The sequence below is a fragment of the Rhodococcus sp. IEGM 1241 genome (assembly GCF_033142365.1).
GTDB classification, from domain to species: Bacteria; Actinomycetota; Actinomycetes; order Mycobacteriales; family Mycobacteriaceae; genus Rhodococcus_F; species Rhodococcus_F erythropolis.
Genome location: NZ_JAWLSE010000002.1, coordinates 303,348 through 317,492, shown reverse-complemented (window position 1 = coordinate 317,492; position 14,145 = coordinate 303,348). Strand labels below are relative to the sequence as shown.

At 62.0% G+C, this 14,145-nt stretch carries 11 protein-coding genes and 2 tRNA genes; 8 read left to right on the top strand and 5 right to left on the bottom strand.

Features of this window, described 5'->3' with window-relative positions; translation table 11 throughout:
* Positions 1-133 precede the first annotated feature (133 nt).
* Positions 134-207 (bottom strand) — tRNA-Gly (locus R4P70_RS11115).
* Between the two features lie 399 nt (positions 208-606).
* Between R4P70_RS11115 and R4P70_RS11110 the strand changes: the two genes are divergently transcribed.
* From R4P70_RS11110 to clpX, 5 genes are all read left to right on the top strand, one after another.
* A tRNA-Pro gene (locus R4P70_RS11110) sits at positions 607-680 on the top strand.
* 148 nt (positions 681-828) lie between these two features.
* The gene (tig, locus tag R4P70_RS11105) at positions 829-2,202 is read left to right on the top strand and encodes a trigger factor (protein ID WP_019749086.1); all 1,374 of its coding nucleotides are present in this window, start codon (positions 829-831) and stop codon (positions 2,200-2,202) included.
* Between the two features lie 216 nt (positions 2,203-2,418).
* Positions 2,419-3,006 carry an ATP-dependent Clp protease proteolytic subunit gene (locus R4P70_RS11100; protein ID WP_007730960.1) on the top strand — a complete coding sequence of 196 codons (588 nt, stop codon included), beginning with the start codon at positions 2,419-2,421 and terminating at the stop codon, positions 3,004-3,006.
* 48 nt (positions 3,007-3,054) lie between these two features.
* Positions 3,055-3,717: an ATP-dependent Clp protease proteolytic subunit gene (locus R4P70_RS11095; protein ID WP_003944539.1), complete on the top strand. Its 663-nt coding sequence runs from the start codon at positions 3,055-3,057 to the stop codon at positions 3,715-3,717.
* Between the two features lie 369 nt (positions 3,718-4,086).
* Positions 4,087-5,367, top strand: coding sequence for an ATP-dependent Clp protease ATP-binding subunit ClpX (gene clpX, locus R4P70_RS11090; protein ID WP_003944582.1), 1,281 nt, complete (start codon positions 4,087-4,089; stop codon positions 5,365-5,367).
* A gap of 83 nt (positions 5,368-5,450) precedes the next feature.
* Here the strand turns inward: clpX and R4P70_RS11085 are convergent, their stop codons facing one another.
* From R4P70_RS11085 to R4P70_RS11075, 3 genes are all read right to left on the bottom strand, one after another.
* Positions 5,451-6,788 carry an MFS transporter gene (locus R4P70_RS11085; protein ID WP_317830810.1) on the bottom strand — a complete coding sequence of 446 codons (1,338 nt, stop codon included), beginning with the start codon at positions 6,786-6,788 and terminating at the stop codon, positions 5,451-5,453.
* Between the two features lie 203 nt (positions 6,789-6,991).
* Positions 6,992-9,214 carry a glycoside hydrolase family 3 C-terminal domain-containing protein gene (locus R4P70_RS11080; protein ID WP_317830809.1) on the bottom strand — a complete coding sequence of 741 codons (2,223 nt, stop codon included), beginning with the start codon at positions 9,212-9,214 and terminating at the stop codon, positions 6,992-6,994.
* A gap of 71 nt (positions 9,215-9,285) precedes the next feature.
* On the bottom strand, positions 9,286-9,960 hold the full coding sequence (locus R4P70_RS11075; RefSeq protein WP_019749082.1) for a TetR family transcriptional regulator: 675 nt from the start codon (positions 9,958-9,960) through the stop codon (positions 9,286-9,288).
* 127 nt (positions 9,961-10,087) lie between these two features.
* Between R4P70_RS11075 and aroQ the strand changes: the two genes are divergently transcribed.
* Genes aroQ through R4P70_RS11060 form a run of 3 tightly spaced genes read left to right on the top strand, consistent with a single transcriptional unit; the run spans position 10,088 to position 13,325 of the window.
* Positions 10,088-10,537 carry a type II 3-dehydroquinate dehydratase gene (gene aroQ, locus R4P70_RS11070; RefSeq protein ID WP_029538345.1) on the top strand — a complete coding sequence of 150 codons (450 nt, stop codon included), beginning with the start codon at positions 10,088-10,090 and terminating at the stop codon, positions 10,535-10,537.
* A complete protein-coding gene (locus tag R4P70_RS11065; protein WP_019749080.1) occupies positions 10,537-11,415 on the top strand; it encodes a shikimate dehydrogenase in 879 nt (292 codons plus the stop codon). The genes aroQ and R4P70_RS11065 overlap by 1 nt, the downstream gene beginning before the upstream one ends.
* Positions 11,412-13,325, top strand: coding sequence for a sugar phosphate isomerase/epimerase and 4-hydroxyphenylpyruvate domain-containing protein (locus tag R4P70_RS11060; protein ID WP_317830808.1), 1,914 nt, complete (start codon positions 11,412-11,414; stop codon positions 13,323-13,325). Before R4P70_RS11065 ends, R4P70_RS11060 begins: the two co-directional genes overlap by 4 nt.
* Here the strand turns inward: R4P70_RS11060 and fdhD are convergent.
* The gene (fdhD, locus tag R4P70_RS11055; RefSeq protein ID WP_020908229.1) at positions 13,276-14,145 is read right to left on the bottom strand and encodes a formate dehydrogenase accessory sulfurtransferase FdhD; all 870 of its coding nucleotides are present in this window, start codon (positions 14,143-14,145) and stop codon (positions 13,276-13,278) included. The two genes, R4P70_RS11060 and fdhD, sit on opposite strands and share 50 nt — an antisense overlap.

The following is a 14,145-nucleotide window of genomic DNA, read 5'->3' as shown; positions in this document are numbered from 1 at the left end:
CCTCCCGAGCAGAATCGATCCGGACAACTCCAGGATACGGACCACAGGGGAGTGGCCTGAGTGCACAAAGTCTGAACACAAAAAATCCGCACCGGCCAGGCCGATGCGGATTTTTGTGGAGTTTCCCTCCTCATGGAGGGGATGACGGGAATCGAACCCGCGTGATCAGTTTGGAAGACTGAGGCTCTACCATTGAGCTACATCCCCGTGCATACGACAACTCGGGATCGCCGTGTTCGTCGTCTGCGATACGAAACTGTACCCAATGCCCCACCGGATTTCATAATCGGGGGGTTGGAGAAGTTCGATACCGTCGTTCACCTGGGGAATTGCCGAAATGCCCGGCGAGTCGGGGTGTCTTGCCTTGCGGCCCGGCTTCTGATTCCGGCTGTCATCACGTTTCGTTCAGCCAAGGCTGTATGTGGCGGCGGTCGGATGACATACTGACGGGGTCGGACAGGCGGGCCGTGTACAAACGACGGTCGGGTTCGTGAGAGAGTAGTGAGCGCGATAGGGTTGTGCGCGGTCACCGATGGTGGCTGCCTTTGTGGCCCGTTGTCTTTGTGGCCTCGGATGGCCGTATCGTGTGTTTCATGTGATCGGAAACGGGATGTAGCGCAGCTTGGTAGCGCATCCGCTTTGGGAGCGGAGGGTCGCAGGTTCAAATCCTGTCATCCCGACAAGTACGTACATGGCACTTCACCTCCAGTAAGTCCGGGAGTGAAGTGCCGCGCCAGACAGCAGTACCGAACACCCGCAGTACCGAACACACAGCAGTACCGATTCAACACAAGTTGTGAGCAAGACCAGACGAAGGAGCGAAGTTTCGTGAAGAGCACCGTCGAGCAGCTCAGCCCGACGCGAGTCCGTATCAACGTTGAGGTGCCCTTCGCGGAACTCAAGTCTGATTTCGACAAGGCCTACAAGGCCCTCGCGCAGCAGATTCGTCTCCCCGGCTTCCGTCCCGGCAAGGCTCCGGCTCGCCTCCTCGAAGCACGTGTCGGTCGCGGCGCTGTGCTCGAGCAGGTCGTCAACGACGCTCTGCCGTCGCGTTACTCCGAGGCTGTCACCAGCGCCGGCGTGAAGGCCATCGGCCAGCCCGAGATCGAGGTCACCAAGATCGAAGACGGCGAGCTCCTCGAGTTCACCGCCGAGGTCGACGTGCGCCCCGAGATCGAGCTCCCTGACTTCAGCTCCATCAACGTCGAGGTCGATCCGATCGAGATCACCGACGAAGCCATCGAAGAGCAGTTGCTTTCGCTGCGTCAGCGTTTCGGCACCCTCACCGGCGTCGACCGCGCAGTCGAGGACGGCGACTTCGTCTCCATCGACCTGTCGGCCACCGTCGACGGCGAGAACGTTGCCGAGGCAACCGCTAGCGGACTGTCGCACGAGGTCGGATCGGGCCAGCTCATCGAGGGCCTCGACGAAGCCATCATCGGCCTCAAGGCGGGGGAGTCCAAGGACTTCACGTCGACGCTGGTCGCCGGCGAGTACGCGGGCAAGGAAGCTGTTGTCACCGTGACCGTGCAGACGGTCAAGGAGCGCGAGCTTCCGGCTGAGGACGACGAGTTCGCTCAGCTCGCCAGCGAGTTCGACACCCTGGAAGAACTGAAGGCTGACCTCCGCGAGCGCGTCGCACGCGTCCGCAAGGTCGAGCAGGCCGGTCAGATCCGCGACAAGGTTCTCGAGCAGCTGCTCGAGACGGTCGAGGTTCCGTTGCCGGAAGCCGTCGTCAAGGCTGAGGTCGATGCTGCACTGCACGACGCCGTTCACGGTCTCGATCACGACGAAGAGGCACTGAACAAGCTCCTCGAAGAGCAGGGCAGCAGTCGCGAAGAGTTCGACAAGGATGCCCAGGAAGCCGCTGAGCGCTCCGTCAAGACGCAGCTCTTGCTCGACTCGATCGCCGATGCGGGCAACGTCACCGTCGGTCAGGACGAGCTCACCGAGCGCATCCTGTTCCAGGCGCAGCGTTACGGCATGGCTCCTGAGCAGTTCATCCAGCAGATCCAGCAGGCCAACCAGCTCGGCGCCGTCTTCGCAGACGTCCGTCGTGGCAAGGCTCTCGCGTCCGTCGTCGAGTCGGCCGGTGTCAAGGACACCTCCGGCGCCGTTGTCGACACCGCTGAACTGTTCGGCAGCAGCGAGGACGAAACCGAAGCGGATGCGTCTGATTCCGCCGAGAGCGAAGACAAGTAAAAACGCAGGCGGACGGGTGTTTTCACCACGATCGACTGCACTGAGTTTTCCGCTTTGAGCGAAGTAGGGCGGCACCGGGACTCCGGTGCCGCCCTACTTCGTTACTGTCTGTGTCAGTAGAAGTGTTTCGCATAGACGATCCACCGCACAAGTAGATCCACATAGAAGGCAGGTACCGTGACTTCCAATCACCTGGAGACTTTGCAGAGTCCCGCCATGACTTCAGCGACCGCTGGGTTGAACCTCAGCGACTCGGTGTACGAGCGCTTGCTGCGAGAGCGCATCATTTTCCTCGGTACCCAGGTCGACGACGACATCGCCAACAAGCTGTGCGCGCAGATCCTGCTGCTCTCGGCCGAGGACCCGACGCGAGACATCTCGCTCTACATCAACTCGCCCGGTGGATCTGTCACCGCAGGTATGGCGATCTTCGACACGATGCAGTTCGCCGAGTGCGACATCGCCACCTTCGGTATGGGCCTTGCGGCGTCGATGGGTCAGTTCCTGCTCTCGGCAGGCACCAAGGGCAAGCGTTACGCACTGCCTCACGCCCGCATCATGATGCACCAGCCGTCCGCCGGTATCGGTGGTTCCGCCAGTGACATCGCGATCATGGCCGAGCAGTTCAAGCACACCAAGCGCGAAATGGCCGAGCTGATCGCTCAGCACACCGGCCAGACGGTCGAGCAGATCACCGCGGACTCCGACCGTGACCGTTGGTTCACGGCGAAGGAAGCTCTCGAGTACGGCTTCGTCGACCACGTCGTCTCCCGTGCGAATCAGGCCGGCGGCACCGGCAACTGAGCCGGTTCGTCCATCCTTTCGCTGCCCAATTCATACTTTGGAGAACTGATGACCAATCTTTTCGGAGCTAACTCGCTGGGCGGCCAGGCGCCGTCGGGCCCCCAATCGCGTTACATCCTGCCCCAGTTCACGGAGCAGACCAGCTACGGCGTCAAGACGTCCGACCCGTACAACAAGCTGTTCGAGGAGCGCATCATCTTCCTCGGCTCGCAGGTCGACGACGTCTCCGCCAACGACCTCATGGCACAGTTGCTGGTTCTCGAATCGCAGGATCCGGACCGCGACATCACCATGTACATCAACTCGCCCGGTGGTTCGTTCACCGCGCTGATGGCGATCTACGACACGATGCAGTACGTCCGTGCCGACATCTCCACCGTCTGCCTCGGTCAGGCTGCTTCGGCAGCTGCTGTCCTTCTCGCCGGTGGTACGCCGGGCAAGCGCTTCGCGCTCCCCAACTCGCGCATTCTGATTCACCAGCCGGCCACGGGCGGCATCCAGGGTCAGGTTTCCGATCTGGAGATCCAGGCTGCGGAAATCGAGCGTATGCGTCGACTCATGGAGAGCACGCTGTCGCTGCACACTGGCAAGGATCCGGAGACCATCCGCGTCGACACCGATCGCGACAAGATCCTCACGGCCGAGCAGGCCAAGGAGTACGGCATCATCGACGACGTGCTGGCTTACCGGAAGCTCAGCGCACAGAAGTAGTCGATTTCCGCCTCGTGTCGAGGATCTGTATTCCGATTCCCGACACGAGGCGGACACGTCGAGAAGTGCCTGGTGGAGCGCTCGCCAGGCTGAAATCTCGACTCTTTTCTTTTTTATCCGCAGGCGAAACGCCGAGAACAGGTCGACCCCGTTCGGGATCTGCGGGTACCGTCACTTCACGGGCTGGTTCTCGACCGGCGTTCTGCGATTGTTCGACCAGATTTGTTCGATCGGTTTGTTGATCAGTTTGTCTGATCCGACAACTTCTGATCTGACAACTTCTGATCTGATACCGAGTACTGCGGAGCGTCTCGACCGATCGAGTGGCGGCGAGTGCACGTACATGATGGAAAGTAGGGACCTCACGAGATGGCACGCATCGGCGACGGCGGGGATCTGCTCAAGTGCTCTTTCTGCGGCAAGAGTCAGAAGCAGGTCAAAAAGCTCATTGCAGGACCCGGGGTGTACATCTGCGACGAGTGCATCGACCTCTGCAACGAGATCATCGAAGAGGAATTGGCCGAATCGAGCGAGGTCAAGCTCGACGAGCTTCCCAAGCCTGCGGAGATCCGAGAATTCCTCGAGAACTACGTCATCGGTCAGGATTCCGCCAAGCGGACGCTGGCCGTGGCCGTCTACAACCACTACAAGCGCATTCAGGCCGGAGACAAGGGCCGTGATGCGCGGGGTGAGACGGTTGAGCTCGCAAAATCCAACATCTTGATGCTCGGCCCCACTGGCTGTGGCAAGACGTACCTCGCTCAGACTCTCGCGAAGATGCTCAACGTCCCGTTCGCCATCGCCGATGCGACGGCGTTGACCGAGGCCGGCTACGTCGGTGAGGACGTCGAGAACATTCTGCTCAAGCTGATTCAGGCTGCCGACTACGACGTCAAGCGCGCCGAGACCGGAATCATCTACATCGACGAGGTCGACAAGATCGCTCGCAAGAGCGAGAACCCGTCGATCACGCGTGACGTCTCCGGCGAAGGTGTTCAGCAGGCGTTGCTGAAGATCCTCGAAGGTACGCAGGCGAGCGTCCCGCCGCAGGGTGGTCGCAAGCATCCGCACCAGGAATTCATTCAGATCGACACCACGAACGTGCTGTTCATCGTCGCGGGCGCTTTCGCTGGTCTCGAGCGGATCGTCTCCGATCGTGTCGGCAAGCGCGGTATCGGTTTCGGCGCCGAGGTTCGGTCGAAGGCCGAACTGGATACGGTCGATCGTTTCGCCGAGGTCATGCCGGAGGATTTGATCAAGTTCGGTCTGATTCCCGAGTTCATCGGCCGTTTGCCGATGATCGCGTCGGTGACCAACCTCGACAAGGAATCGCTCGTTCAGATCTTGTCGGAGCCCAAGAACGCTCTCGTCAAGCAGTACCGTCGTCTCTTCGACATGGACGGCGTCGAACTCGAGTTCACCGAAGAAGCGCTCGACGCTATTGCCGATCAGGCGATCTTGCGTGGAACCGGCGCTCGTGGCCTGCGCGCCATCATGGAAGAGGTTCTTCTTCCGGTGATGTACGACATCCCCAGCCGTGACGACGTCGAAAAGGTGGTCGTCACCGCGGAGACCGTCAACGACAACGTACTTCCGACCATCGTTCCGCGTAAGCCGGAGCGTGGCGAGCGTCGCGACAAGACGGCGTAGAAACTTCAAAACGACTGTGGCCCGGTATCTCTCGCGAGATGCCGGGCCACAGTCGTTCGTGCAGGGTGTCTGGGGGTGTTCGGCTAGATCGGGTTGCCGAGTTCCTTGAGGGGAGTGCGGAACGTCTCCTTGGCGGTGAACGCGGAGATCGCGCAGATGACGCAGGCCACCGATGTCAGAATGGCAACGGGCATCCAGTGTGTCTTGTCCCCGCCCATGAGGGCGTTGCCGATGGCGGGCGCAAAGCCTGCGAGGGCGAAGCCGACCTGGGTGCCGATCGCGATGCCGGAGTAGCGGACCTTGGTGTTGAACATTTCGGAGTAGAACGACGGCCAGATGGCATTCGGGGCAGCGTAGAAGACGGACATCAATCCGATTGCGGCCAGGAAGATCAGCGGGACGTTGCCGCTGGCGATTGCGCCGAAGTACACGTAGATGAACACCGCGCTACCGAGGGCGCCACCGATGAACAGCGGCCTGCGACCGATCCGGTCGGAGAGAATCGCCCAGGCGGGCTGGCTGAGCAAGGCCACGGCGTTGGCTGCGATAGCCACCCAGAGCATGGTCGACTTCGGGATCCCCACTTCCTCGGTGGTCGCGAAGGCGAGTCCGAAGACGGAGAAGATGGTCGAGACGACGGCGATGAAAGCGCAGCAGATCACGCGAATCAGATTTGCGCTGTGGGTGCGAAGGAGATCGGCAACAGGCAATTTGGCGACGGCCTTCGACTCCTGCTGCTCGGTGAACTCTTCCGGCTCTTCGAGCTTGAGACGCATGATGTATGCAGCCACGAGAACGATCAGGCTGCCCCAGAACGGGATTCGCCAGCCCCACGTGTAGAGGATGTCGTCGGGGAGTGCGGCGATGGGCAGGAAGACGAGGCTGGCGAGGATGAAGCCGGCCTGGGTGCCGTTGAGGGTCCAGCTGCAGAAGAATGCCCGTCGACCTTCGGGAGCATGTTCGAGAGTCAGTGAGCTGGCGCCACTCTGTTCACCAGCGGCGGAGATGCCCTGAGCGATTCTCATCAGGACCAGCAGTATCGGTGCAAGAGCTCCGATCGAATCCGCGCTGGGAATACATCCGATGAGGAATGTTGCTGCGCCCATCATGATGAGCGTGAGCAGCATGATCTTCTTGCGGCCGACGCGGTCACCGAAATGGCCGAGGACTACAGCGCCGAGGGGACGCGCGACGTACGCGACACCGAAGGTGGCCAGCGAAAGCAGTGCCGCATGTCCGCTGTCCGGGAAGAACACGGTGGGGAAGATGAGTGCAGCGGCGGATGCGTAGATGTAGAAGTCGTAGTACTCGAGCATGCTGCCGAGAAACGACGACGTTGCGGCGCGCTTGACCTTGGTCGTGTCCGGCCTGGCCAAGGATCCCGCCTCGGGGCCGGACGGTGTAACCGTGCTAGCTGACATGCTCATCTCCTGGGTGGAAGCGTCGTGGAGGCTCTACATCCGCCGATGATGTTCGTCGAGGGTGTTCGTATCGAGAACGTCTGTGCGGAGAGCGATACAAGGAATGTAACCGACGCCACAGCGACTACACAAGATTATTAACCAAATAGTTCATAAAAATCTACCGGCGGACTCTTCGCACGTCGAAACCGCAGTTCAGGCGGTCAGGAGCCTGGCTGCGCGGCGGCCGCCACCAACTGCGCCACCTGTTCCTCGGTGATGCCGAGGCCGAAGGTGGCGAGTTTTCCGAGCGGCATCGAGCCTGCGAGTGCCATCATCTCGGGGCTGACCGCCTGTGCGCCGTCGCCCGCTGCGGCAGCCATGGCGGCGCCGAGAACTGCGCTGCCGACGGGATGGGCGAGCCATTCGCCGATGGTCGACATGGCGTCGAGCGTGCCGACGCCGACGTTCCCGGCCAGGGTGATCGTGTCGGTGGTTGCGATGTCCCGAGACGAGAAGCCGACGCGGATCTCGTAGTCGCCAGGTTCGATCGCCCAGTCCTGCGCCGCGACGGACCAATAGGCGAATGCCCTGGTGTCGAGCGTGATGGTCACAGTCGCGGATTCGTCGGGGTCGAGGTGGACCTTGGCAAAGCCCTTCAATTCCTGCGCGGGTCGATCGATGCTTGCCGAGGCGTCGTGGACGTAGACCTGAACGACGGTGCTGCCCGATCGGTCGCCGCTGTTGCGCACGGTGACGGTCACTTCGGCGGAGTTCTCACCGGCCTCGACGGAGATATCGGTGATGTCGAAGGTGGTGTAGCTCAGCCCGAACCCGAACGGGTACGCCACTTCGCGCAGCGCGGAGTCGTAGTAGCGGTATCCCACGTACAGGCCTTCGCCGTAGCGGACGTGCTGCTGTGATCCCGGGAAATGCAGATACGACGGATTGTCTTGGAGGCGAAGCGGAATGGTCTCCGTCAGGCGTCCGGACGGATTCGTGATGCCGAACAGAAGATCGGCAATCGCCGAGCCGCCCGCCTGGCCGAGTAGCCAGCCCTCGAGGATTGCGGCGGCATGATCCTTCCAAGGCTCGATCGAAACCACACCGCCGTTGGCGAGCACGACGACCGTGTTCGGGTTCGCGCCGTGGACCGCTTCCAGCAGGGCGATCTGGTCAGCCGGCAGTTCGATGTCGGTTCGGTCGAATCCTTCGGATTCTGTGGCGGACGGTAGTCCGAGGAACAGCACCGCGACGTCAGCGCGGCGTGCGGCGTCGACTGCCTCGGTGACCATGTCGTCGTCCGGAGTGCCGTCGAAGGTGAAGCCCGGTGCGAAAGTGACGCGGTCGGCGCCTTCGAGGTCGAGGATCGCGTCCAAGGCATTGTCGAGCTTGGTGGGAACCACCTGTGAACTGCCGGCCCCCTGGTACCGCGGGCTGCACGCGAATTCGCCGATCACCGCGACAGTTTGCCCGCCGGGGGTCAGCGGCAGTAGTTCTCCGTCGTTGGCCAGCAAGACAGCGGACTCCGCTGCAGCGGTCCGTGCCAGTTCGTGGTGACGCTCGACGTCGTACGTGTGGCCTTCGGTGCGCGCGGCGGCGGTGCGTTTCACCAGCGTCGCCAGGCGCTCGGCGGCAGTGGTGAGCACGGATTCGTCCAGGTCGCCGCCGCGCACGGCGTCGACGATCTGGGTATCGGTTCCGGTCGGCGGCATTTCCAGGTCGAGGCCCGCGGCGAGTGCCGCCACGCGGTCGTTGACCGCTCCCCAGTCCGAAACGACGAGGCCGTCGAAGCCCCACTGTTCGCGGAGTACCTCGGTGAGTAGCCAATGGTTCTGGCTCGAGTACACACCGTTGATCTTGTTGTACGAGCACATGACCGTCGTCGGGGCCGCGGTCTTTACGGCGTATTCGAAGCCGGCCAGATAGATCTCGCGCAGCGTCCGTTCGTCGACGTCGGCACTGACTCTCATCCGGTCGTGTTCTTGGTTGTTGGCAGCGAAGTGCTTGAGCGAGGTTCCGACGCCGCGAGACTGGATGCCGGTGATCAGCGCTGCCGCGACGCGGCCGGAGAGGAATGGGTCCTCGGAGACGTATTCGAAATTCCTGCCACACAAGGGTGATCGTTTGATGTTGATGCCTGGGCCGAGGAGGACCGAGACCTGTTCGGCTTTGGCTTCGTCGCCCAGAGCCTCACCGACCTGGCGGATGAGGTCGAGGTTCCACGACGAGCCCAACCCGACCGCCGGTGGGAAACATGTCGCTGGAATGCTGTGGCCGAGTCCGAGTGCGTCGCCGCCCTCGGGTTGTTTCCGGACTCCGTGCGGACCGTCGGTCAGGAGTATCGATTCGATTCCGGCAACGGACTGGCTGTGCCAGAAATCCGAGCCGGACGTCAACGACGCCTTCTCCTCGAGTGAAAGCCCGTCTACGTAATTCTCGGTCACGTCATTCCTCCCGGTGGCAGCTGTGAGTTCCACTCACCACCGTAGGGGGATTTTTCGGACTTCGGGGAAGGTCAGGACGGCGCCTTCGAGGTCAGGAACGCAACAACCATGTCGCCGAGCATTGTTCGAAGATGCTCACGATGCGTCGAGTCGGTCAGATCGCGGTCGAAGAGCGCTTTGAAGGTGTACCGATTGGCGATACGAAAGACGCAGTAACTGCTGATCAACATGTGAATATCGAGCGCATCGACGTCGGAGCGGAATGCCCCAGACTGCTGCCCGTCGTGCAGGATCTGCGAGACCAGGTCGGCGGCAGGGGCGCCGAGGCCGCTGAGTAACTCGGATTTCTCGATGTGCTCGCCGCGGAGCATGTTCTCGTTGGCCACGAGCCGAATGAAATTCGGGTGCTGTTCGTGGTGGTCGAAGGTGAGTTCGGCCAAAGCGCGGACTGCTGCCGTGGGGTTCAATCCCTCGAGGTCGAGTTCACGTTCCTGCGCACGAATGACGCTGTACGCATGCTCGAGTACCGACTTGTACAGCCCTTCCTTGTCGGTGAAGTAGTAGTAGATCATGCGCTTGGTGGTATGCGTCTTGGTTGCGATCTCGTCGACCCGGGCGCCGGCGAAGCCTTTGTCGGCAAACTCCTCGGTCGCGACGGCGATGATGTTCACCCTGGTCAGATCGCTGTTTCGGCGTCGTTTCTCCGGCTTCGACACCACAGAGTTCACTGACTGCTCGGAAACCATGTGCTCACTCTATCTGCCAGCAGTTTGTCGACTTTGCTTGTCGAGTTCACGTCGGGGGAGTAACGTCCAGTGAACTAACTCACTAGTTCGTACATTAGTTTCGAGCGTCAACCCCGAGGTGCCCCTGATGACTCCATCTCTACCGGTTCTGGTCCTCAACGGACCCAACTTGAATTTGTTGGGCCAGCGCCAACCGGAGTTCTACGGGAGAGACACCCTGGACGACGTCGTTTCCCGCTGTGAAGCGGCGGCCGAGAAGTTCGGAGTGGTGGTCGAGGCAAAGCAGTCGAACCACGAGGGCCAACTGATCGATTGGGTCCACGAGGCCAGGGGAAATGTCGCGGGCATCGTCATCAATCCCGGTGGGTACTCGCACACCTCCGTTGCGTTGCGCGACGCTCTGGTCACACTCGATGCCCCCGTCGTGGAGGTGCACATCAGCAACATCCACAGTCGCGAAGAATTCCGTCACCACTCGTATGTCTCCGGCATCGCCGACGCCGTCATCTGTGGATTGGGAATCGACGGATACAGCGCCGCAGTCGAATTCGTCTGCATCCGAGAAGGGAAGAACTGATGAGTGATTCGATCCTCTGCGGTCTGATCGGCACCGGAATCGGAGCCTCCTTGACTCCGATCATGCACGAGGAAGAAGGGCGCAGACAGGGCCTGCCGTACGTCTACCGCATCCTCGATCTCGACGTGATGGGAATGGCGCCGTCGGACATCGGTGAACTTCTCACCTATGCACGACGTTTCGGCTTCCGCGGCCTCAACATCACTCACCCGTGCAAGCAGTTGGTGATCGAGCACCTCGACGAGCTCTCGCCGGATGCGAGCAGGCTCGGAGCGGTGAACACGGTCCTCTTCGACTCCGGCAAGGCGATCGGACACAACACTGATTGGTCGGGCTTCGGCCGCAACTTCGACGACGGACTTCCCGGAGCACAGCTCGATCGCGTCGTGCAGCTCGGTGCCGGCGGAGCCGGTGCGGCGGTTGCCTATGCAGCGCTCACCCGCGGTGTCGGGACACTGACGTTGGTCGATTCGAGCCTGCCTCGCGCGGAGGAACTTGCACAAACCTTCGCGCAGCAGTTTCCGGCGCAGGTTGTCGAGGCGCGGCACACGAGCGACCTCGGCGAAGTGCTCGGCAGTGCAAACGGATTGATCCACGCGACTCCGATGGGAATGGCGGCTCATCCTGGAATGGCATTCTCGCCAGATCTGCTCCGTCCAGATCTGTGGGTAGCGGAGATCGTCTACCGCCCGCTCGAGACCGAGCTGCTACGTCAGGCGAGGTTGATCGGAGCCCCGACGCTCAGCGGAGGCGGAATGACTGTCTTTCAGGCCGTCGACGCGTTCCGGATCTTCACGGGCATCGAGCCCGACAGTAAGCGGATGCTCGCGCACATGACGGAACTCGTGCACGGCGAACAGACTGCGGCAGCGCTGTGAGTGCCCCGGTCCGGACGTCGATCGCGACGGTATCGCTCAGTGGGACTCTCGAGGAGAAGCTCGACGCCATCGCTGCTGCCGGCTTCGACGGCTTCGAGGTGTTCGAGCCGGATTTTGTTGCTTCGCCGTGGTCCCCGAAGGAATTGCGAACGCGGGCTGCGGATCTGGGCTTGACCCTCGATCTGTATCAGCCGTTCCGTGACTTCGACACGGTGGACGAGGCCCAATTTGCTCGGAATCTTGTTCGAGTGGAACGCAAATTCGAGCTCATGGATCAACTGGGGTGCGAGACGCTCCTGGTGTGCTCCTCGCCCCTGCCGACCGCAAGTCACGATGACGGTCAGTTGACAGAGCAATTCGGAGCTCTCGCCGAACTGGCGTCCGAGCACGGCAAGAAGGTTGCCTACGAGGCGCTCGCGTGGGGTGCCCACGTCAACACGTACGGCCATGCGTGGCAGATCGTCGAGGGCGTCGACCATCCTTCGCTCGGTACCTGTCTGGACAGCTTTCACATCCTCTCGCGCGGTGACGATCCCGCCGGAATTCGCGAGGTTCCCGGCGAGAAGATCTTCTTCCTCCAGTTGGCGGACGCTCCGTTCTTGGCGATGGACATCCTCCAGTGGAGCCGGCATCACCGAAACTTCCCGGGGCAGGGCAGCTTCGATCTCAGTGCGTTCGCTCAGCATGTCTACGCCACCGGTTACGACGGACCGTGGTCGCTCGAGATCTTCAACGACGTATTCCGCCGCGCGGACACCCAGCGGACGGCAATCGACGCTCATCGGTCGCTCCTCCATCTGGAAGAACAGGTCGCCGCCGCGAACCCTGCCGCCGGTGGACCCACGCTGTTCACCGCCCCGGAGCGCACCCCGCTCGAAGGGATCGTGTCTCTGCGAATCGCTGCGGGTCCGGCTAAACAGGACCAGGTGCACTCGATGCTCTCCCGCGTCGGTTTTCATCTGGTCGGACGGCACCACGATCACGACTTGCAGTTGTGGCGGCACGGACCGCTCACCGTTGCCGTCGACGCGACAGCGGGCACGGTGTGGACGGCGCCCGGGCTGCCCGCGGATCTGCCGGTTCTCACTCAGATCGGCATCAGGGCAACCGAACCCGAAGTGTGGGGAGAGCGCGCTCTGGCTCTCGAAGTACCGGCGACGCGCGTGCAGTTGCCCGGTTCGAGCGACGAGAACTCCGAGGTACCGGACGTCGTACGCTTGAAGGTCACCGATGCGACATCGATCGACCTTCGTGGCCCCGGCAGCGCTGCAGCGTGGGAATCGGCATTCGAGATCTACCCGCTGCCCGCCGAGCGCAATCGTGAACAGGGCGCAGTGTTCACCGGGATCGACCACGTGGCACTGGCAGTTCCGGCCGAGAGTTGGGACGGCATCATGCTGCTCCTGCGGTCCGTGTTCGAGATGCAACCGCACGAGGGGCAGGACGTCACCGATTCGGTCGGACTCATGCGGAGCCAGGCACTCACGCTCGTTCAGGACGGTGACGGACATACCCTGCGGATCTCACTGAACATGGTGGAGGGCAGTCGAAGCGGGCTGCCGACGGTCCGTCGCGGCGGCGTCAGCCACGTCGCTTTCGCGTGTGAGAACATCTTCGGTGCCGCTGCGTCCATGCAGGACTGGGGCTTTGCTCCGCTACCCATTTCCCCGAACTACTACGACGATCTGGACGCACGTTTCGGTCTGAATTCAGAACTGCTCGACCGGATGCGCAGCGCCGGAATCCTTTACGACGCTGACGCCCGCGGTGAGTTCTTCCACCTGTTCACCCCGACGGTCGGGGGAGACCTGTTCTTCGAGATCGTGCAGCGAGTGGGTGGATACGAGGGCTACGGGGAGGTCAACTCCGCTGTGCGACTGTCGGCTCAGTTGCGCGCGAATCAGACGTGACCTCGACTCGGTGCGGGTGCGAGTAGATGTTCATCGAATCGCCGCGGATGAAACCGGCGAGGGTCAACCCCGATTCCTGTGCCAGCTCCACGGCCAATGACGACGGCGCGGAGACTGCGCCCAGAATCGGAATGCCCGCCATGACGGCCTTCTGGACGAGTTCGAACGACGCCCGCCCACTGACGATCAGGATCGTGTCGTAGAGCGGCACTCGGCCGTCGGTGATTGCCCAACCGATCACCTTGTCGACTGCGTTGTGCCGGCCGACGTCCTCGCGCAGCGCCAGGAGTTCGCCGGTGGCGGTGAACAATCCGGCTGCGTGCAGGCCTCCGGTGCGCTCGAAGATCCGTTGGCTCTCCCGAAGCGTGACCGGCATGGCCGACAGGACGGTGGAGGTGACGGAAGTCGTGTCACCGACCAGGGGATGCCGCGTGGTGGTTCGGACGGCATCGAGTGACGTCTTGCCGCACACGCCGCACGCGGAACTGACGACGGTGTTGCGATCGGTGGTGTGATCGGGCAATGGCACTCCGGGAGCGAGCGCGATGTCGAGGACGTTGTAGGTGTTCGCGCCGGTTTCGTCGACGCCGTCGCAGTACCGGACGACGCTCACGTCGTCGCGGGTACCGATGACGCCTTCGCTGAGAAGGAATCCGTGGACGAGGTCGACGTCGTTGCCTGGTGTTCGCATCGTCACGGCCAGCACCTGACCGCCAACCCTCATTTCGAGTGGTTCTTCGACGGCCAGCGTGTCGGGGCGCGTAACGACCCGATCACCCGAGATTCGAACGACCGGTGTTCGTGCGGTGACCCGTCCCAT